Source organism: Xanthomonas sp. NCPPB 1132, assembly GCF_056629235.1.
In genome coordinates, this window is record NZ_CM152819.1 from 1,048,441 (window position 1) to 1,067,134 (window position 18,694).

The 18,694-nt window shown below is 70.9% G+C and carries 15 protein-coding genes and 1 pseudogene; 6 read left to right on the forward strand and 10 right to left on the reverse strand.

Going from position 1 to position 18,694, the window contains the following annotated elements; all coding sequences use genetic code 11:
* Position 1: 1 nt before the first annotated feature.
* The 4 genes from rnk to ahpC all read right to left on the reverse strand — a co-directional run bounded on the left by rnk (position 2) and on the right by ahpC (position 3,960).
* Positions 2-433, reverse strand: coding sequence for a nucleoside diphosphate kinase regulator (rnk, locus tag AC1G9L_RS04575; RefSeq protein ID WP_019802012.1), 432 nt, complete (start codon positions 431-433; stop codon positions 2-4).
* A 113-nt stretch (positions 434-546) separates the two neighbouring features.
* The gene (locus AC1G9L_RS04580) at positions 547-1,500 is read right to left on the reverse strand and encodes a LysR substrate-binding domain-containing protein (RefSeq protein ID WP_019802013.1); all 954 of its coding nucleotides are present in this window, start codon (positions 1,498-1,500) and stop codon (positions 547-549) included.
* Between the two features lie 139 nt (positions 1,501-1,639).
* Positions 1,640-3,232, reverse strand: coding sequence for an alkyl hydroperoxide reductase subunit F (gene ahpF, locus AC1G9L_RS04585; protein WP_481070365.1), 1,593 nt, complete (start codon positions 3,230-3,232; stop codon positions 1,640-1,642).
* Between the two features lie 161 nt (positions 3,233-3,393).
* Entirely contained in the window at positions 3,394-3,960 is a 567-nt protein-coding gene (gene ahpC, locus AC1G9L_RS04590; RefSeq protein ID WP_010341941.1) for an alkyl hydroperoxide reductase subunit C, read from the reverse strand.
* Positions 3,961-4,197: 237 nt separating this feature from the next.
* Here ahpC and prmC point away from each other — a divergent pair, with 237 nt between their 5' ends.
* Positions 4,198-5,031: a peptide chain release factor N(5)-glutamine methyltransferase gene (prmC, locus tag AC1G9L_RS04595; RefSeq protein ID WP_481070366.1), complete on the forward strand. Its 834-nt coding sequence runs from the start codon at positions 4,198-4,200 to the stop codon at positions 5,029-5,031.
* A 193-nt stretch (positions 5,032-5,224) separates the two neighbouring features.
* Positions 5,225-6,166 (forward strand): prolyl aminopeptidase, encoded by a 942-nt coding sequence (gene pip, locus AC1G9L_RS04600; RefSeq protein ID WP_019801058.1) that lies wholly within the window; start codon positions 5,225-5,227, stop codon positions 6,164-6,166.
* A 39-nt stretch (positions 6,167-6,205) separates the two neighbouring features.
* Here pip and AC1G9L_RS04605 read toward each other — a convergent pair whose 3' ends face one another.
* The gene (locus AC1G9L_RS04605; protein WP_019801057.1) at positions 6,206-7,093 is read right to left on the reverse strand and encodes a transglutaminase domain-containing protein; all 888 of its coding nucleotides are present in this window, start codon (positions 7,091-7,093) and stop codon (positions 6,206-6,208) included.
* 365 nt (positions 7,094-7,458) lie between these two features.
* Here AC1G9L_RS04605 and AC1G9L_RS04610 point away from each other — a divergent pair, with 365 nt between their 5' ends.
* Positions 7,459-8,130: a DUF7716 domain-containing protein gene (locus AC1G9L_RS04610; protein WP_019801056.1), complete on the forward strand. Its 672-nt coding sequence runs from the start codon at positions 7,459-7,461 to the stop codon at positions 8,128-8,130.
* Positions 8,131-8,203: 73 nt separating this feature from the next.
* Here the strand turns inward: AC1G9L_RS04610 and AC1G9L_RS04615 are convergent.
* Positions 8,204-9,089: pseudogene (locus AC1G9L_RS04615) on the reverse strand (LysR family transcriptional regulator).
* Between the two features lie 106 nt (positions 9,090-9,195).
* Between AC1G9L_RS04615 and AC1G9L_RS04620 the strand changes: the two are divergent.
* A complete protein-coding gene (locus AC1G9L_RS04620; RefSeq protein ID WP_481070367.1) occupies positions 9,196-10,614 on the forward strand; it encodes an MFS transporter in 1,419 nt (472 codons plus the stop codon).
* A gap of 30 nt (positions 10,615-10,644) precedes the next feature.
* Here the strand turns inward: AC1G9L_RS04620 and AC1G9L_RS04625 are convergent, their stop codons facing one another.
* The 4 genes from AC1G9L_RS04625 to AC1G9L_RS04640 all read right to left on the reverse strand — a co-directional run bounded on the left by AC1G9L_RS04625 (position 10,645) and on the right by AC1G9L_RS04640 (position 13,630).
* Positions 10,645-11,442, reverse strand: coding sequence for an N-formylglutamate amidohydrolase (locus AC1G9L_RS04625; protein ID WP_019801602.1), 798 nt, complete (start codon positions 11,440-11,442; stop codon positions 10,645-10,647).
* Positions 11,435-11,986 carry an NUDIX hydrolase gene (locus AC1G9L_RS04630; protein ID WP_019801603.1) on the reverse strand — a complete coding sequence of 184 codons (552 nt, stop codon included), beginning with the start codon at positions 11,984-11,986 and terminating at the stop codon, positions 11,435-11,437. Before AC1G9L_RS04630 ends, AC1G9L_RS04625 begins: the two co-directional genes overlap by 8 nt.
* A 148-nt stretch (positions 11,987-12,134) precedes the next feature.
* Positions 12,135-13,058, reverse strand: coding sequence for a 5'-3' exonuclease (locus tag AC1G9L_RS04635; RefSeq protein WP_481070368.1), 924 nt, complete (start codon positions 13,056-13,058; stop codon positions 12,135-12,137).
* Positions 13,055-13,630, reverse strand: a complete 576-nt coding sequence (locus AC1G9L_RS04640) for a nitroreductase family protein (protein ID WP_019802437.1) — start codon at positions 13,628-13,630, stop codon at positions 13,055-13,057. The genes AC1G9L_RS04635 and AC1G9L_RS04640 overlap by 4 nt, the downstream gene beginning before the upstream one ends.
* 155 nt (positions 13,631-13,785) lie before the next feature.
* Here AC1G9L_RS04640 and AC1G9L_RS04645 point away from each other — a divergent pair, with 155 nt between their 5' ends.
* On the forward strand, positions 13,786-16,017 hold the full coding sequence (locus tag AC1G9L_RS04645) for a DUF1631 family protein (protein WP_481070369.1): 2,232 nt from the start codon (positions 13,786-13,788) through the stop codon (positions 16,015-16,017).
* A 214-nt stretch (positions 16,018-16,231) separates the two neighbouring features.
* Complete coding sequence (locus AC1G9L_RS04650; RefSeq protein WP_481070370.1) at positions 16,232-18,547, forward strand: DUF1631 domain-containing protein; 2,316 nt, start codon at positions 16,232-16,234, stop codon at positions 18,545-18,547.
* Positions 18,548-18,694: the final 147 nt, after the last annotated feature.

An 18,694-nucleotide genomic window follows, 5' to 3' on the forward strand; every position in this document is an offset into this window, starting at 1 on the left:
GTTAACGCGCTGCGCGCGCGTTGTCGTCGTCGGCGCGCTGCACCGCGGTCACGCGCAGGCGCAGCGGGCGTCCGCCGGGCGCCTGCCAGTCGATCGACTGGCCCACGGCCAGGCCGAGCAGGGCGCTGCCGACCGGGGCCAGCACCGAGATGCGCGCATGCGCGGCATCGGCTTCGTGCGGATAGACCAGGGTCAGCTGGTGGCGTTCGCCGTGCAGTTCGTCTTCGCATTCCACGCGCGAATGCATGGCGACGATGCCGGGAGGAAGTTGCTCCGGCGCCACGACGGTGGCGCGGTCGAGTTCTGCGCCCAGCGCGAGCGCGGCCGGGTGCTGGTGCAAGGCAGGGGAATCGAGCAGGGCTTCCAGGCGCGCGAAATCGCGGCTGGAGACGATCAACGAGGGCGGCAGGCCGCTGTGGTGTTGCGAGGTCATGGACAGGCTCCGGTTGGATGGCACAACGCACGGGGGCGGCACCGTGCCGCCCCCTGTTGCCATTGTGCAAGCAAGCCGGCGCCGATGCGACGCCGTGGCCGGGTCTGCCCCGCTCAGGCCACCTGGCGCGGCGCCTGGCTCGACAGCGGCGCCTGCGCCGGCAGCGTGAACAGGTCTTCGGGGAGCGCGCCGAACAGGTGCGCCAGTTGCTGCAGGAATGCGCCCATCGCCGAACTGCGCCGCCACAGCATGGCGATGCGCCGGCTCGGTCCGCCGTCGGGCGCGAACGCCAGCAGCCGCAGGTTCGGCGGGTTGGCCACCGGCGGCTGCACCGCCAGCAGCGGCAACAGGGTCACGCCGACGTTGGCGGCGACCATCTGCCGCAGTGTCTCCAGGCTGGTGGCCTGGAACTCGGCCTTTTCCAGCGCGCCGGACAGATGGCACACGTCCAGCGCCTGGTCGCGCAGGCAATGCCCATCCTCGAGCAGCAGCAGGCGTTGCGCGTGCAGTTCCTCCAGGGTCAGCGGGGTCGGCCGCCGCGCCAGCGGATGCTGCTCGGGCACCGCCAGCACGAACGGTTCCTCGAACAGGAATTCGGCGTGCAACTGCTCGTCGTGCAGCGGCAGCGCCAGCAGTGCGGCGTCCAGCCGGCCTTCGCGCAGGCGGGTCAGCAGCACGTCGCTCTTCTCTTCGATCAGCAGCAGTTCCAGTTGCGGGAAGCGCTCGCGGATGCGCGGGATCACGTGCGGCAGCAGGTACGGGCCGAGCGTGGGGAAGATGCCCAGGCGCACGGTGCCGGCTTCCGGATCCTGGCTGCGCCGCGCCGCCTCCTTCATCTGCTCGATCTCGGCGACGATGCCGCGCGCGCGGCTGGCCGCCTCGCGCCCGGCCGGGGTCAGCATGACCTTGCGCGGAGCGCGCTCGACCAGCGGCACGCCCAGTTCGTCCTCGAGTTTCTTGATCTGCGTGGACAGCGTCGGCTGGCTGACGAAGCAGGCCGCGGCGGCACGCCCGAAATGCTTGTGATCGGCCAGCGCCACCAGGTATTTCAGATCACGCAGGTTCATCGACGGGGTCCTCGGGACGCAGCGGCGGGAGGTGGCGCAGGGTCACAGCATAGAGCGTCTGGCGCAGATGGCGGCGAGACAGATGGGCAGGCCGCGCGCCTTGGTCCCGCGCCGGCAGTGCGGCGCGGGACGGGGCGAATCAGGCCGCTTCGGCGACGCTGCCGCTGGTCACCGGTGCGCTGTGGCGGATCAGGTGGTCGAAGGCGCTCAGCGCCGCCTTGGAGCCTTCGCCCATGGCGATGATGATCTGCTTGTACGGCACCGTGGTGGCATCGCCGGCGGCGAACACGCCCGGCAGCGAGGTCTGGCCGCGGTCGTCGACCACGATCTCGCCGCGCGGCGACAGCGCCACCGTGCCCTGCAGCCATTCGGTGTTCGGCAGCAGCCCGATCTGCACGAAGATGCCTTCCAGCGCCACGCGGTGCACATCGCCGCCGACGCGGTCCTTGTAGACCAGGCCGGTGACCTTCTGGCCGTCGCCCAGCACCTCGGTGCTCTGCGCGTTGACCAGGATGTCGACGTTGCCCAGGCTGCGCAGCTTGCGCTGCAGGACTTCGTCGGCGCGCAGCTTGCTGTCGAACTCGACCAGGGTGACGTGGCTGACGATGCCGGCCAGGTCGATCGCCGCTTCCACGCCGGAGTTGCCGCCGCCGATCACCGCCACACGCTTGCCCTTGAACAGTGGGCCGTCACAGTGCGGGCAGTAGGCAACGCCCTTGTTGCGGTACTGGTCTTCGCCGGGCACGTTCATCTGCCGCCAGCGCGCGCCGGTGGACAGGATCACCGTGCGGCTCTTCAGCGACGCGCCGTTGGCCAGCTTGACCTCGACCAGGCCGTCGGCGCCGGCCGGCACCAGCTGCTCGGCGCGCTGCAGGTTCATGATGTCCACGTCGTACTGGCGCACGTGCTGCTCCAGCGCCGCGGCCATCTTCGGGCCTTCGGTCTCCTGCACGGAGATGAAGTTCTCGATCGCCATGGTGTCCAGCACCTGGCCGCCGAAGCGCTCGGCCGCCACGCCGGTGCGGATGCCCTTGCGCGCGGCGTAGATCGCCGCGGCCGCGCCGGCCGGGCCGCCGCCGACCACCAGCACGTCGAACGGCGCCTTGGCCGCGATCGCCGCCGCATCGCGCTTGGCCGCGCCGGTGTCGAGCCTGGCCACGATCTGCTCCAGGGTCATGCGGCCCTGGTCGAAGACTTCGCCGTTGAGGTAGACGGTGGGCACCGACATGATCTGCCGCGCCTCGACCTCGTCCTGGAACAGCGCGCCGTCGATCGCTACGTGCTGGATGTTCGGATTCAGCACCGCGGCCAGGTTCAGCGCCTGCACCACGTCCGGGCAGTTCTGGCAGGACAGCGAGAAATAGGTTTCGAAGCAGTACTCGCCGGGCAGGTTGCGCACCTGCTCGATCAGCTCGGCGGTGGCCTTGGACGGGTGGCCGCCGACCTGTAGCAGCGCCAGCACCAGCGAGGTGAACTCGTGGCCCATCGGCAGGCCGGCGAAGCGCAGGTGGATGTCCTGGCCCGGGCTGTTCAGCGCGAACGAGGGCGCGCGCTCGCCGCTGTCGCGGTGCACGTCCAGGGTGATCTTGTCCGACAGCAGCACCAGGTCCTCGAGCAGGTCGAGCATCTCGCGCGACTTGGCGCCATCGTCCACCGACGCGGTGATGTGGATGGGCCGGACGACCCGCTCCAGGTAGGCCTTCAATTGGGTTTTCAGATCGGCATCCAACATGGCGGACTCCTGACGTTGGGCAAAGCGAGGGAGAAGCGAGCTGCCGGAGCAGCGCGCTGCGAAGAGGGAGGAGGGATGAACCGCAGCCGGCGCCGGCGCGCGATGCCGGCTGCGGTTCACCCCCACCCCCGCCGCAAGGCGGAGATGGGAGCGCGGGCGGCTTAGATCTTGCCGACCAGGTCCAGCGACGGCTTCAGGGTCTTCTCGCCTTCCTTCCACTTGGCCGGGCACACCTCGCCCGGGTGCGAAGCGACGAACTGCGCGGCCTTGAGCTTGCGCAGGGTCTCGGTGACGTCGCGGGCGATCGCGTTGTCGTGGATCTCGAGGGTCTTGATCACGCCTTCCGGGTTGATCACGAAGGTGCCGCGCAGGGCCAGGCCTTCTTCCTCGATGTGCACGCCGAAGGCGCGGGTCAGCTGGTGGGTCGGGTCGCCGACCAGCGGGAACTGGGCCTTGCCCACCGCCGGGGAGGTCTCGTGCCACACCTTGTGCGAGAAATGGGTGTCGGTGGTGACGATGTAGACCTCGGCGCCGATCTTCTGGAACTCGGCGTAATGCTCGGCGGCGTCTTCCACTTCGGTCGGGCAGTTGAAGGTGAAGGCGGCCGGCATGAAGATCAGCACCGACCACTTGCCCTTCAGGTCCGCGTCGGTGACTTCGATGAATTCGCCGTTGCGGTAGGCGTTGGCCTTGAACGGCTGGACCTGGGTGTTGATCAAAGACGACATGGAGTTTCCTCGTGGTTGCAATAGGGGTCGGGGGATGGAACGAGGCTAATGATAGGGGGCACCGATAGATCCCTCAAATCGATTGATGGAATTGAATAGATAGGTTTCCTCTATCGATTTCCAAGCCTGGCTCTTTGCTGCACTGCCGCGCAACGGCGTCAGTCGCCCATGGCGCGTAGGCGTGGTTTCCTTCTACCACGTTGGCTTTTCCAGGCTCGCTGCGTCATCGTGACAGCGATGAATGCGCCTACCCCCGAGTCCCTGCTGCGCGCGGCCTGCACCCAGGTCGAGCGCGGCGATGCCGAAGCCCTGCTGCTGCACGCCCTGCAACGCGACCGCGCGTGGCTGTTCGCCCACGCCCGCGAGCCGCTGCCCGGCGATTGGGTCGCTGGGTTCCAGGCCCTGTTGGCGCGGCGTGCGCAGGGCGAGCCGGTGGCCTACCTGACCGGCCGGCGCGGCTTCTGGACCCTGGACCTGGCGGTCGGGCCGGCCACGCTGATCCCGCGCGCGGACACCGAGCGGCTGGTGGAACTGGCGCTGGAGCGGCTGGATGGGGCGCCGGGCCGGCGTGTCGCCGACCTCGGCACCGGCAGCGGCGCCATCGCCCTGGCCCTGGCCAGCGAGCGCCCGCAGGCGCAGGTGACGGCCACCGACCTCAGTGCAGCCGCCCTGGCGGTGGCGCAGGCCAATGCGCACGCGCACGGCCTGGGCAACGTCGCCTTCGTCCACGGTGCCTGGCTGGCGCCGCTGGCCCGCCAGCGCTTCGACCTGATCGCCAGCAACCCGCCGTACATCGCCGATGGCGATCCGCACCTGCAGCAGGGCGACCTGCGCTACGAACCGGCCAGCGCGCTGGCATCCGGCCCGGACGGGCTGGACGATCTGCGCCGGATCGTCGCCGCTGCGCCGGCGCATCTGCTGCCCGGTGGCTGGCTGCTGCTGGAACACGGCTGGGACCAGGGCGCGGCGGTGCGCGCACTGCTGGACGCGGCCGGCTTCGCGCAGGTGGCAACTCACCAAGATCTGGAAGCGCGCGACCGGGTCACGCTGGGGCAGTGGCTGGCTGGTTGAGCGATAGGTCTGGCGGGACGCGCGCGACCGTTGCCGATGGCGGGCACGCGGTGCGCGCCGTGCAGTGAAGCGACCCGCGCTGCGCCGAGCGGCCGCGTCGATTCGCCCCAGGCGCCAAGGGGGCGTGGCGCATTCGTCTGCGAGTCCAGGCCACGCGCTGGGTAGAATCGGGGGTTTCCCTGCAGGAGGCGCCATGCGCACGCTGTATCCCGAGATCGAGCCGTTCGACAGCGGCATGTTGCCGGTGGACGCACGGCATACCCTGTCCTACGAACAGTGCGGCAATCCGCACGGCAAGCCGGTGGTGCTGCTGCATGGCGGTCCGGGCGGCGGCTGCAACGCCAAGATGCGCCGCTTCCACGATCCGGCCAAGTACCGCATCGTGCTGTTCGACCAGCGCGGCTCCGGCCGCTCCACGCCGCATGCCGACCTGGTCGACAACACCACCTGGGACCTGGTCGCCGACATCGAGCGGCTGCGCGCGCACCTGGGCATCGACCGCTGGCAGGTGTTCGGCGGCAGCTGGGGCTCGACCCTGGCGCTGGCCTACGCGCAGACGCATCCGCAGCGCGTCACCGAACTGGTGCTGCGCGGCATCTTCATGCTACGCCGCTGGGAATTGGAGTGGTTCTACCAGGAAGGCGCCAGCCGCCTGTTCCCTGACGCATGGGAGCACTACGTCGCGGCGATCCCGCCGGTGGAGCGAGCGGACCTGATCTCGGCCTTCCACCGACGCCTGACCAGCGACGACGAGGCCACCCGCCTGGCCGCGGCCAAGGCCTGGAGCGTGTGGGAGGGCGCGACCAGCTTCCTGCACGTGGATGCCGATTTCGTCGACAGCCACGAAGACCCGCACTTCGCGCTGGCGTTCGCGCGCATCGAGAACCACTACTTCGTCAACGGCGGCTTCTTCGAGGTCGAGGATCAGTTGCTGCGCGACGCGCACCGCATCGCCGACATCCCCGGGGTGATCGTGCATGGCCGCTACGACGTGGTCTGCCCGCTGGCCAACGCCTGGGACCTGGCCAAGGCCTGGCCGAAGGCGTCGCTGCAGATCACGCCGGCCTCCGGCCATTCTGCGTTCGAGGCCGAGAACGTCGACGCGCTGGTGCGCGCCACCGACGGCTTCGCCTGAGTTCGCGGGGGCGCCTGCGCGGCGCGCCCGGTCTGCGGCTCAGCAGGCCAGCACGTTGCCAGGCGCGTAGTCGGCCGCCGCGGCTGCACCTGGCGCTGCAGGCCGTGGGTCGAGCTGCGCTTGCGTGGTCTCCTCGGTCCACACCACGAACGATTCCAGGACGTTGTCGCCGAAGGTGGTGCTGATCGCCACGTCGGCGGCGTCGCGGCCGCGCGCGATCAGCACGCGGCCGATGCGCGGCAGGTTGTGGCGCGCATCGAAGGTGTACCAGTGCCCCTCGAGGAAGGCCTCGAACCAGCCGGAAAAATCCATCGGCGCGTCCGATGCCGGGACGCCGATGTCGCCGAGATAGCCGGTGCAGTAGCGGGCCGGAATGTTCATGCAGCGGCACAGCGCGATGGCCGCATGCGCAAAGTCGCGACACACCCCGCGCCCTTCCTGCAGCGCCTGCGCCGCGCTCTTGGTGGCGCAGGCATGGACGTAGCCGAAGGCGATGCGCGCATGCACGTAGTCGCAGATCGCCTGCACCCGCGCCCAGCCGGGCGGCGTGCCGCCGAACAGCTCCCAGGCCATGCCGCTGAGCAGGTCGGTCTCGCAGTAGCGGCTGCCGAGCAGGTAGACCAGGGCGTCGTCGGGCAACTGCTCCACCGGGGTCTGCGCGGCGTCGTAGCGATACTGGTCCGGCAGCCCGCTGTCGCGCACCACCGCGTCGGCACGCAGGGTCAGCGCGCCGGCGGGTGCCTGCAGGCGCGTGCAGCAATTGCCGAAGCCGTCGCGATAGGTGTGCAGCGGCACTGCCGGCACGCTGTGCAGGGCGGTGGCGGCGACGATGTCGTCGCGGCGGCTGTCGTGGATGTCCAGCATCGCCAGCATCGGCGTCGCCTGCGCGAAACGGTAGCGGATCTCGTAGCCGAGGCGGATGAGCATGGGGAGTCCGGTGCGGGCGGGGTGCCGGCGCGGACCGGTCAAGCCCGAGGGTGCGCAGGACGCGCTCAGCTTGGTGTGAAGGCCGGTGGCCGCAGCTTCAGCATGCTGAGCGGCGCGGCGCTCAGTGCCTGTCGAACGGCCGCCGTGGCGAGCGCAGCGTGGCGGAGCGAGGGGGCGACTGCACTGGGTACGCATCGTGGCGGCGGCGCTGCCCGGCGCGAACGGCATGGGGCGGGCGGCGGTCGACGCTCGGGGCCGCGCAGCGCAAGGCGAGGTGACGTCAGCGGCGTCGTGCTGGGCCTCGCAGGTTCCAACGTCGGCACCTGGCGTAGACTGCGCTGCCGCACGCTGCTGCCCGACGCCGCATGATCCCGCTGTTGACCCTGGGCGAGACGCTGGACGCCTTTGCCGCCTGCAACGACGAGGGCCACGTACACGCGGCGTTCGGCTGGGTACATGCCACCGGCGAGGATCCGCTGCAGGCGCGCTTCTGGTTGCCGCCCGACGAAGCCACTGCCTTCGGTGACGATGGCGCACCGCCCGCGGCGGCGCGCGCGCTGGGCCTGGCGCCCTACCTGGAACCGGCGACGTTCGCCGATGTGCTCGACGTGCAGAAGCGGCAAGGCCCGCTGTCGACGCTGCAGGATTACGCGCAGGCGTTGGCCCACTACGCCGAGTACGACGCGTTCCTGCAGGTCGAGGGCGTGGACGAGGCCCTGGGCGAGGCGGACGAAAACGCCTGGGAGGCGGCCCGCGCGCTGGGCGTGGGCCCCGGCATCTTCGCCACGTTCGATCTGACGCTCGCGGCCTGTCCGTCCGAACGCGTGAAGCCGGTGGCGCAGCAGGTCGCACGCCTGCTGGGGTGGCCGATCGGCCAGGCGCTGGCAGCGTGCCGCGCCGGGCCGCTGGCCGTGGGCGAGGCACTGGACCGTCGCCGTGCCGCAGCGATCGCGGCCGATTTCGCTGGGCTTGGTGTGCCCTTGCGGGTGCAAGGCTACAAGGCGTTTCCGTGGATGTCGGTGCCGACCCTGGCATAGTGCGACGGGCCGCATGCGCCTGGCGTGCATCGTCTCTGCTGCGCATTGCCGTGTCATCGGCGGTGCAGCGGATTCACCAGCTCCCGGCCAGCAGCGCTTCCGTCAACACATGTAGCTTGGCCGAGCGCTGCCGTGACGGCGGATAGATCATCGACAGCGTGCGGCTGCGGCCTTCGAATGCCTGCAGCACACGTTGCAGGCGTCCGTCGGCCAGTGCATCGGCCACTGCGAAATCCATCACCTGCACGATGGCCATGCCGGCGATGGCGCCTTCCACCAGCGGATCGCCGTGGTCGAACACCATCCGTGCCGGCGGCGCGAATCCGCAGCGTTGCCCCGTCCTGCAGGAACTGCCAGTTCACCAGGCGCCCGCTGCGCGGATTGCGGATCGCCAGGCAGGCGTGATCGCGCAGCGTCTCGAGATCGGCGGGCGCGCCGCGTGCGGCCAGGTAGGCGGGACTGGCGACGGTCACCCAACGTAGCGGCCGCAGCGGCCGTGCGACGATGCGCCTGTCGGCGATAGGGCCGGTGCGCAGTGCCACGTCGAAGCCTTCCTCGACCAGATCGACCAGGCGGTCGCTGAGCACGGTCTCCACGCGCAACTGCGGATATCGCGCCAGCAATGGGGCCAGTAGCGGCACCAGCACCTTGCGGCCGAACATCGACGGCGCGCTGATCCTGAGCGTGCCGGACGGCGTGCAGGAGCGGTCCGCCAGTTGCCGCTCGGCCTCGTCCAGGCCGCCCAGCAGCGGCGCAACCTGCTCGACGAACTGGCGCCCGTCCGGGGTCAGCCCGACGTTGCGGGTCGTGCGTTGCAGCAGCTTGACTCCCAGTGTCGCTTCCAGCCTGCCGATCGCGCGGGACAGGCCCGATTGACTGACGCCGAGTTGGCCGGCGGCGACAGTGAAACTGCGCGCCTCGGCCACGCGCACCAGCATGCGCACCGCGTTGAGATCCATGCCTTTGCTATTCATGCAAAAAAGCATGACACATATGAAGAAAACAGGATTTATCGTTGATTTCGCATCAATGAGACTGATGGCTCCTCCCCATGTCCCGATGCCAATGCACTCTGTTTCCCATCCGCGCAGGGCGCTGGCGCTGCTCGCCATCGCGCAACTGCTGATCGCCCTGGACGCCACCATCATCTTCGTCGCCCTGCACGATATGGGCCGGGCGCTGCAGATCGACGCGCAGCGCCTGCAATGGGTGGTCAGCGCCTACACCGTGGCGTTCGGCGGTTGCCTGCTGCTCGGCGGCCGCGCAGCCGATCTGTTGGGGCGGCGCCGCTTCTACCGGCTGGGCATGCTGTTGTTCGCGCTGGCCTCGTTGCTGGGCGCGCTGTCACCCGATGCAGCGCTGCTGATCGCCGCGCGGGCCGCGCAAGGCGTGGGCGCGGCATTGTTGTTTCCGGCGACGCTGGCCTTGATCAACACCCTCTATGCCGAGGGCGCGGCGCGCAATCGCGCGTTGGCGATCTGGAGCACGGCCAGCGCGGTGGGGCTGGCGCTGGGCACCTTGCTGGGCGGCGCGCTGACTCAGACCTTCGGCTGGCCGGCGGTGCTGGCGGTCATCGTGCCGCCGGCCATCGCCTGCGCGGCGGCGGCAGGGCGGTGGTTGCCGGCCGACGGCCTGCGCGCGCATGGCCGCACCTTCGACCTGGCCGGATGCGCCACCGTGACCGCCGGCGGCAGCCTGCTGGTCGCCACCCTGGTGCAGGGTCCGGAATGGGGCTGGAGCGCACCGGCGACGCTGTCCTGCCTGCTGGCATCGGCGCTGCTGCTGGCGGGGTTCGTATGGATCGAGCAACGCAGCCGCGATCCGCTGATGCGCTTCGCGCTGCTGCGTCTTCCCGGTCTGCGCGCCGCACTGGGCCTGACCTTCGCTTTCATGAGCAGCTACGGCGTGCAGTACTACTTCCTGGCGCTGTACTTTCAGGACGGCTATGGCTGGAGTCCGCTGCAGGCCGGGATGGCGTTCCTGCCGCCGACGCTGGTCTGCGCCTTCGGCATCCGCATCGCCGAGCGCTTGCTGCAGCGGCGTTCGCCGCGGCAGGTGCTGGCCTGGGGATTCGGCGCGGGCGCGCTGGGCATCGCCGCAGCGACCGCCGCCTTGCCGCATGGCGCGGGCTATTGGCCGTTGCTGCCGGGCATTGTCCTGCTCAGTGTGGGGCAGGGCATGAGCTGGACGGCGATGTGGGTGGTGGCCGGACAGGGCGTGCCGGCGCCGCAGCAGGGCGTGGCCTCGGGCATGGCCGCCACGGCGCAGCAGATCGGCGGCGCCGTGGGCCTGGCGGTACTGGTGATGGTGGCCAATGCGGCGCGCGGCGCGCAACCGGCCGCCAGTGCGGCGGCGCTGCACGGGTTGGTGCAGGCGCAGTACGGCGCGGCCCTGTTCGCGCTCCTCGGCGTGGCCATCGCGTTGTGCCTGCGCTGCCCGCACGGCGAGTGCGGTGCAGCGCCCCGCCTGTCGCGCGAGGCATGACCGATCGGCCGGGTCTGCGTCCGCCTCGGCTCAGCCCAACGCCAGCAGCTGCGGCTGCAGCGCGCTGAAGATCCGCGCCAGGCGCTGCGCCCAGGCCTGCTGGCCGGCGGCGTCGGCGATCAGGTCCTGGCGGATTTCCAGTTCCACGTGCGGCAGGCCGCGGCCTTCGCCGTGCACGGGGACCGCGTAGTCGCTGCTGTCGCTGACCGCGTACGGCGCGTTGTCGCCGACCAGCAGGTCGTCTTCCTCGCGCAGCGCCTGCAGCAGCGCGTGGGCGAAGCGGGTGTCGCGGTGGTAGAGCACGCCGGCATGCCAGGGCCGCGGCACGCCGTCCATCACCGGGGTGAAGCTGTGCATCATCACCAGCAGGGTGGGGCGCGCGGCAGCGCGGCGCGCGTCCAGTTCGGCGGCGATGCGCGCGTGGTAGGGCGCATGCACGGCGTCGATGCGCTGCTGCCGCTGCGCCGCCGTGAGTCCGGCATTACCCGGCACCACGGTGTGGTCGCTGACCGGCGGAATCAGCGTCGGCGAGGCCAGCGGGCGATTGCAGTCGATCAACAACCGCGAATAGGTCTGTTCGATCGCCCAGGCGTCGAGCAGCGCGGACAGCGCGCGGGTGGTGCCGGCGATGCCGATGTCCCAGCCGATGTGCCGGTCCAGGTCCGTCTGCGCCAGGCCGAGACCGTGCAGCGCGCGCGGGATCGCCTGGCCGGCGTGGTCGGCCAGCAGCACGAACGGCGAAGCGCCGTGCGCGCGGTGGATGGTGAACACCGCCGGGTCGTCGGCGCCCAGCAGCGGCAGCAGATCGGAACGGGGTGCCTCAGCCACGCGGCGTCCCGTCGAGCTCGTGTTCGATCATCCACAGGCCGGCCCACAGCTTCGCGTCCAGTGCGTAGCCTTCGCCCATCTTCTGCACCAGCCACGCGGCGGCACGGGCGCGCGGTACCGAATGCACGGTGATGTCCTCGCTGGCGTCGCCGCCGCCGTTGCCGACCTTGCGCAGGCCGGTGGCACGCACGAAGGCGATCTTCTCGTTGCTGGCGCCGGCCGAGGTCGGGCCGATCAGCAGCACTTCGGCGTGGTCGGCGGTCCAGCCGGTCTCCTCCTCCAGTTCGCGCACCGCCGACACTTCGATCGATTCGCCAGCATCGATGTCGCCGACCAGGCCGGCCGGCATCTCGATGGTGCGCGCCTGCAGCGGCACGCGGAACTGCTCGACGAACAGCACTTCGTCGTCCGGCGTGACCGCCACGATGATCGCGGCCAGGCCACCGGCGTGCACGCGTTCGGAATACTCCCAGGTGCCGCGCACGACCATGCGCTGGTATTTGCCTTCGTAGACGACGCGGGGCGGGGAATCGTGGCGGGGCATGGGCAGCTCGCAAGATGGCGGAGGAAGAAGGCGCGGTCGCGCGCGGCGCGGTCCGGCGATGCGGTGCAGTGTAGAGCGTGCACTGTGTTTTTTTGATGCGCGCCCTGCGGCCAGCGGTGGGCGGGCGCGACGCGGGGCCGGCGCTCGCTCAGCCGGCCACGAACTCCAGGCCCGCCGCCTGCAGCAGGCGGCGCCGGGTCAGCGGCCCGAAGCGCAGCGCCTCGCACAGGCCGTGCAGCATGTCGGCATCGGCCGCGCCGCGCGCGAAATCCGCGGTGGCGGTGTGCAGCGGCGCGTCCAGGGCGATGGTGGTCAGCTGCCGCCACAGCAGCGCGTGTTCGCGCTGCTCGCGCAGGCGCACGGCCATCTGCGCGGCGCCGCGCAGGCGCAGGAACGCCACTTCGTCGACCCGTGCCAGCAGCGTGTCCAGGTCGCCGAAGTGCGCCAGCAGGATCGCCGCCGACTTGGCACCGATGCCGGTCACGCCGGGGATGTTGTCGATCGCATCGCCGGTCAGCGCCAGGTAGTCGGCGATCTGGTGCGCATGCACGCCGTGGCGCGCCTTGACCCCGGCCGCGCCCCAGCGCTGGCCGCGGCCGTAGTCCCATTGTTCGTCGAACTCCAGCAGCAACTGCGACAGGTCCTTGTCGGCGGAGACGATCACGCCGTGGAAGCCGTTGCCGCGGGCGCTGTGCAGGGCGCTGCCGATCAGATCGTCGGCCTCGTAGTCGTGGTGCGCCAGCACGCCCAGGCCCAGGGCCGCGCACAGCGCCTTGCAGTGCGCGAACTGGCGGCGCAGCGCGTCCGGTGCCGGCGCGCGGTTGGCCTTGTAGGCGGTGTACAGACGATGCCGGAAGCAGCTGTCCAGCGCCTCGTCGAAGGCGATCACGATGTGCTGCGGTCGCTCGCGCTCGAGCAGGTCGAGCAGGAAGCGGGCGAAGCCGTGCACCGCATTGGTCGGCCAGCCCTGCGCGTCCTGGAACTCGTCGGGAATCGAATGCCAGGCGCGGAACACGTACAGGCTGGCGTCGACCAGGTACAGCGGCCGCGACACGGGCAGGCCTGCGTTCACGGCGTCCAGTCGCTGAGCAGCGCGCGTGGGTCCGGCCGCTCGCGCTCCGGCACGTCGAGGCGGGCGGTGCCGATATGGATGAAGCCGGCGACATGCTCGTGCTCGGCCAGGCCCAGTCGCGCGGTCACCGTTTCGTCATATGCCATCCAGCCGGTCAGCCACTGCGCGCCGAAGCCGTAGGCCTGCGCCGCCTGCAGCAGCGCGAAGCACACCGATCCGGCGGTCATCCACTGTTCGATCTCCGGCACCTTGTGTCCGCGCTGCAGGCAGGCGATCACCGCGATCACCAGCGGCGCGTGGGCGAAGCGTTCGCGGTCCTTTTCCACCGCCGCCGGCGCCGCGCCGGGATCGCGCTGCAGGGTGCGCGCGGCGAGGATGTCGCCCAACGCCTGGCGCGCCGGGCCGGCGATGCGCAGGAAGCGGAACGGCACCAGCTTTCCGTGATCGGGGACACGCACTGCCGACTGCAGCATCGCCAGCAGCGTCTCCGCGTCCGGTCCCGGCTCGCCCAGCTGCTTGGATGGCACTGAACGGCGCGCATCCAGCGCTTGCAGCGAATGAATTGTGCGCATAGTCTCGATTCCGTGGGGCGGGCGCGGAATTATAGTCGGGCGCTCGCAGGCGGCAGCGGATGCCGCGGTTACACGGACAATCACGTTGCGTTGCTGATCTGCCGCTAGCTTCCGAATTGACGTCGGTCTCACTGCCGCCTGCGTATCACACTGCCATGACCCTTGCTGAATACGCTGAAGAGTTGTCGCCCAGCCGCAATGCGGATCTGCTCGAGCAGGTCCGTGACGTGGTGTCGGTTCCGCTCGCCGGCGCGTTCGGCGAGGTGCTGGACGTGCTCGCCGAGGCGCTGTTCCGCATGGCCGAGCGCGCCGGGCCGGCGCAGAACGACTATTTCGAGGCGATCCAGCTGTTGCGCCAGCAGCGCGAGCCGATCGCCGCGCGGTTCCGCGCGCATCTGGCCCAGGCCTGGCAGGCGCTGGAAGCCGGGCGCCCGCTGTCGGTGGAGCGCAGCCTGGCGCGCGAGCGCGGCGACCTGAGCCTGGTCTCGGAACAGGAACTGGACGTGCGCCTGGCGGTGCGCAACCTGGCCGGCGCGATCCAGCACCGCTGGCGGCCGGAGCTGATGCGGCTGAACCGGTTCCTCGGCTTCATCGCCGGCGGCCAGCGCATCGATGCCGACAACAACCCGTTCGGCCCCGAGCACGTGGGCGCGGCAGTGTACGCGGCGCTGCACGGGCTGGTACTGGCGCCGCAGGTGCAACTGGCGATCGTCAAGATCTGCGAGCAGGAACTGCAGGAGCGCGTCGGCGAGCTGTATGCGCAACTGGAGCAGCGCCTGAACGAGGTCGCGCGCGCCCGCGCGCTGCCCAGCGGGCGTCCGCGCCGTCGTGCCATCCCGCGCCTGGGCGCGAGCGAGGACGAGGCGGCGCCGGACTGGATCAGCCGCTTCTTCGAGAACTGGGACACCGCCGCGCCGCTGTCGGCGGCGCAGCGCCGTGCCGCGCGCGCGCTGGACGCGCACGCGCGCAACGAGCAGGAGGTACTGCCGCCGGCGTTGCGCGCGCTGCTGCACGAGGCGCAGCCGGAGGCGGGTCCGGGCGACGGCCGGCGCTGCCTGTCGCCGCGCGAGGTGCTGTCGGTGCTGTCGTTGCTGCAGACCATGCCGTTGGCCGGATTCGCCGCGGTCTGCGAACACGGCGGCCCGCTGGCGCAGGGCCTGCGCCGGCAGATCGCCGGGGTCGGCGCCTCGCTCGGTCTGGACCCGGCCAGCACCTGCCTGGACCCGGCCGATGCCGACACCCTGGATCTGGTCGGCCTGCTGTTCGACGTGATGCTCGAGGAATGCGTGCTGCAGCCGGCGCAGCGCGAACTGTTGGGGCAGATGCTGGTGCCGATGGCCAAGGTGGCGCTGATCGACGGCCGCCTGTTCGTGCGCGACGGGCATCCGGCGCGGCGACTGCTCAACCTGCTGGCCGACGCCTGCGACGGCAATGCCGGCAGCACCGGCCCGGAGCAGGCGCTGCTGGCGCAGGCGCAGGCGGCGGTGGAACGGGTGGTGCGCGATTTCGACGAGCACCTGGCGGTGTTCCTGGCGCTGGAGGCCGAGTTCGGCAGCGCCTACGAGCAGTACCGGCGCCGGGTGGAGATCGCCGAGCGCCGCGCGGCCGAACTGCAGCGGGCGGAGGAACGCCGGGAGGTCGCCCGGCAGCGCGCCGCGCAGGCCCTGCACGAACTGCTGCAGCAGGCCGGGGGCGACCTGGCCCTGCCGCTGCCCATCGAGGCGTTCCTGCGCCAGTCCTGGTGCCAGTACGTGCAGCAGTCGGCCTTGCGCGACGACAGCCAGGGCAGCGCGCTCGCTGCGGCGCTGGCGCTGGGCGATGCGGTGCTGGCGCAGTGCCGCCAGGCCCAGTCTGGCGTGGCACCGGCGGAGGGCTGGCTGCAGCCGCAGCATGCCGAGCTGACCCGGCTGTGGACCAGCGTCGGCCTGGACGCCGCGGCGGCCGAAGCCGCCTGGCAGGCCCTGCACACGGCGCTGGACGACCTGGCGCACGCGCGGCCGCTGCAGGCCGCGCTGCCCGCGACGGGCGTGGACGTGCCCGAGCCGCCCGCCGCCGAGACCGTGCCGGCCCTGCCGGAACCAGCCCAGGCCATCGATTTCGACCACATCACCGCCGATTACTTCCGCAACCTGCCGCTGGGGACCTGGCTGGACTTCGTCGACCGCGAAGGCCGCGTGCAACCCGGCAAGCTGACCTGGGTGAGTCCGATCTCGGCGCGCCTGCTGTTCGTCAACCGTCGTGGCGGGCGGCTGTGCGTCGCCTCGGCCGAGGCGCTGGCGGTGATGGCGCGGCTGGACCGGCTGCGCCTGCATCGCGACGACGATGCCTTCTACAGCGCCATGCAGGGTGTGGTCGACCGCCTGGAACGGGTGGCGGTCGCGGCCTGAGCGGTTTCGCATTCAGGCCGCGCTGCACACGCGGTTACGCTGCCGACCGCTACGATTCTGCGCGGGGTCACGTTCTGGAGCGAGAAATGCGTAGCCCGTCACGGTTGATATTCAGCTACCTTGCCTACCATGCAGGAGCGGAAACAGGGGCCGCGTCTGTTTGTCCTCCACCATTCCTCCATCTGGCGCCGTCCATGGCGCGGAGCCGTCGCGCATGAGTTTCAGCCCCAGCCCGCACGCACACCCGGCGCGTGACCCGCGCCTGTTGACGCAGGCGCGCGAGGGCATGCTGCCGGTGCTGGGCCAGGCCTTCGCCGAGGCGCTGGCGCACTTCGACGATGTGCTGTTCGACCGCGCCGAGAGCGCGGGTGCGTCGCAGCTGCTGTTCCTGGACGGGATGCGCGAGTTGCGGCGCCGCCGCGACGAGATCGCCGCGCGCTTCCGCGCGCAACTGCACACCGCCTGGGAGGCGCTGGAGGCCGGCGCGCCGTTGTCGGCCGAAGTCGCCCTGGCCGGCTATGGGCAGGGCCTGAGCCTGATCTCCGAACACGAACTGGAATCGCGGCTGGCGGTGCGCAACCTGGCCAGCGTGCTGCTGCGCGAGTGGAAGCCGGTGCTGACCCGCATCGACCGGCGCCTGGGCTGGATCGCCGGCGGCCTGGAACTGGATGCGGACACCAACCCGATCGGCCCCGAACACATCGGCGTGGCCGTGCATGCCGCCTTCTCCACCAGCGACCTGGCCCCGGAAGTGCGGCTGGTGCTGATCAAGCTGTGCGAGCGCGACTTCACCGCCGGCGTTGGCAAGCTCTACCAGGACCTGGACGACAGCCTTGCCCAGGCCGGGGTGATGCCGGAGATCTCGCGGCCACGCACGCCGCCGCCGCGCCGCGCGCCGCCGCCGGAGCAGCGCCCGCCGCGCGACACCGGGGCTGCGGCCGATGCCGGCATCGGCGCCGAGCTGGGCGAGGACGAGGAACACTACGCGCCGGCCTGGGCCAATCGCTTCGTCAACCGGTGGGCCGAGCGCCGCGGCAGCCTGCAGGCCGGCGAGCGCTACGAGGACCCCGAGGCGCGCCTGCCTGGCGGCAGCCAGGGCGTGTTGCTGGAGGCGCTGCACGAACTGCTGCAGCAGACCCGCAACGCGCGCGAGAGCGCCACCTCCGCGGCGACCGCGGCGGTCGGCCAGCAACGGCCGCTGAGCCAGCGCGAGATGATGTCGGTGCTGTCGCTGCTGCAGGCCACGCCCAGCGCCACCCTGCGCGCGGCGATCGGCGACGACAGCGAGTCATTGGCGCAGCGGCTCAAGAGCGAGGTGCTGTCCAACGCCACCCAGTTCGGCGTGGACCCGGCGCATGCACGGCTGGATCCGGTCGACGAGGATGCGATCGACCTGGTCGGCATGCTGTTCGACGTGATGCTCGACGAGCGCGACCTGGAAGGCCGCTCGCGCGAACTGATCGGCCGGCTGGTGGTGCCGTTCGTCAAGGTCGCGCTGCTGGACCGGCGCATGTTCGTGCAGAAGACCCATCCGGCGCGGCGCCTGCTCAACTCGCTGGCCGAGGCCTGCGAGGGCAACACCGGCGAGAGCCAGGCCGAGCGCGTGCTGATGGGCAAGGTCGAGGAGATCATCGACCGGCTGGTGGCCGACTTCAACGAGAACCTGGCGATCTTCCTGACCCTGGAAGAGGAATTCCGCGATTTCCTGGTGCAGCACCGCCGCCGCATCGAGATCGCCGAGCGCCGCGCCGCCGAGACCCAGCGCGGCCAGGAAAAGCTGGAACTGGCGCGGCAGCGCGCCGAAGCCGAACTGCAGCTGCGCCTGCAGGGGCGACAGTTGCCGCAGGCGCTGCAGGATTTCCTGCGCCAGCCGTGGCAGCACCACCTGACCATGGCGATGCTGCGCGAAGGCGAGGGCGGCCCCGGCGTGCGCGATGCGCTGGCGCTGGCCGACGGCCTGCTCGAGGAAGCCGCCGAGGCGCAGCGGCACATCGTCGGCAAGCCCTGGCTGCAGGCCTGGCAGGGCGCGCTGCAGCGGGTCTTCGCCAGCGTCGGCCTGCACGCCGAGGCGGCCGCGGCGGCGATCGATGCGCTGCACGACACGCTGCAGGCGGTGGCCGAACTGCGCCCGGAACTGGAGCGGCCGCTGCCGGAACTGCCGCAGGTGGCGCTGCCGCAACCGCCGGTGCAGGAGGCGCAGCCGGTGGAGGTGGCGCCGCCGCAGACCATGGACGATTTCGACAATGCCGATGCCGACCGCTTCCGCGCGATGCCGATCGGCACCTGGCTGGATTTCGTCGACCGCGACGGCAAGATGCAGGCCGGCAAGCTGTCGTGGGTGAGTCCGATCTCGTCGCGCCTGCTGTTCGTCAACCGGCGCGGCGTGCGCTTCTGCGTGGCCTCGCCGGAAGAACTGGCGGTGATGGTGCGGCTGGGCCGGCTGCGCGCGCATGTGGACGACGGCGCCTTCGACAGCGCCATGCAGGGCGTCATCGACCGGCTGGATCCGCACAGCCCGACCTTGCACTGAGGCGCGCTGGCGCCGTCCGCCTGCGCTGCGACGGCGTGGCGCCTTTTCTCTCCTAGGCGGTGCGGTGGCAGCGCAAGCGCGTCATCGGCGGCCAGTAGCGGTCGCCAACGCAACATATACCGCGTGCGACCGCATGCAGCGGCGAAC

Bases quoted from the DNA above. Each gene is read 5' to 3' on its own strand.
- pip (WP_019801058.1), top strand. From the start codon at position 5,225: ATGCGCACGCTGTATCCCGAGATCGAGCCGTTCGACAGCGGCATGTTG.
- AC1G9L_RS04645 (WP_481070369.1), top strand. From the start codon at position 13,786: ATGACCCTTGCTGAATACGCTGAAGAGTTGTCGCCCAGCCGCAATGCG.
- rnk (WP_019802012.1), bottom strand. From the start codon at position 433: ATGACCTCGCAACACCACAGCGGCCTGCCGCCCTCGTTGATCGTCTCC.
- AC1G9L_RS04610 (WP_019801056.1), top strand. From the start codon at position 7,459: ATGATCCCGCTGTTGACCCTGGGCGAGACGCTGGACGCCTTTGCCGCC.
- AC1G9L_RS04605 (WP_019801057.1), bottom strand. From the start codon at position 7,093: ATGCTCATCCGCCTCGGCTACGAGATCCGCTACCGTTTCGCGCAGGCG.
- AC1G9L_RS04580 (WP_019802013.1), bottom strand. From the start codon at position 1,500: ATGAACCTGCGTGATCTGAAATACCTGGTGGCGCTGGCCGATCACAAG.
- ahpC (WP_010341941.1), bottom strand. From the start codon at position 3,960: ATGTCGTCTTTGATCAACACCCAGGTCCAGCCGTTCAAGGCCAACGCC.
- ahpF (WP_481070365.1), bottom strand. From the start codon at position 3,232: ATGTTGGATGCCGATCTGAAAACCCAATTGAAGGCCTACCTGGAGCGG.
- prmC (WP_481070366.1), top strand. From the start codon at position 4,198: ATGAATGCGCCTACCCCCGAGTCCCTGCTGCGCGCGGCCTGCACCCAG.
- AC1G9L_RS04620 (WP_481070367.1), top strand. From the start codon at position 9,196: ATGCACTCTGTTTCCCATCCGCGCAGGGCGCTGGCGCTGCTCGCCATC.
- AC1G9L_RS04630 (WP_019801603.1), bottom strand. From the start codon at position 11,986: ATGCCCCGCCACGATTCCCCGCCCCGCGTCGTCTACGAAGGCAAATAC.
- AC1G9L_RS04650 (WP_481070370.1), top strand. From the start codon at position 16,232: ATGAGTTTCAGCCCCAGCCCGCACGCACACCCGGCGCGTGACCCGCGC.
- AC1G9L_RS04640 (WP_019802437.1), bottom strand. From the start codon at position 13,630: ATGCGCACAATTCATTCGCTGCAAGCGCTGGATGCGCGCCGTTCAGTG.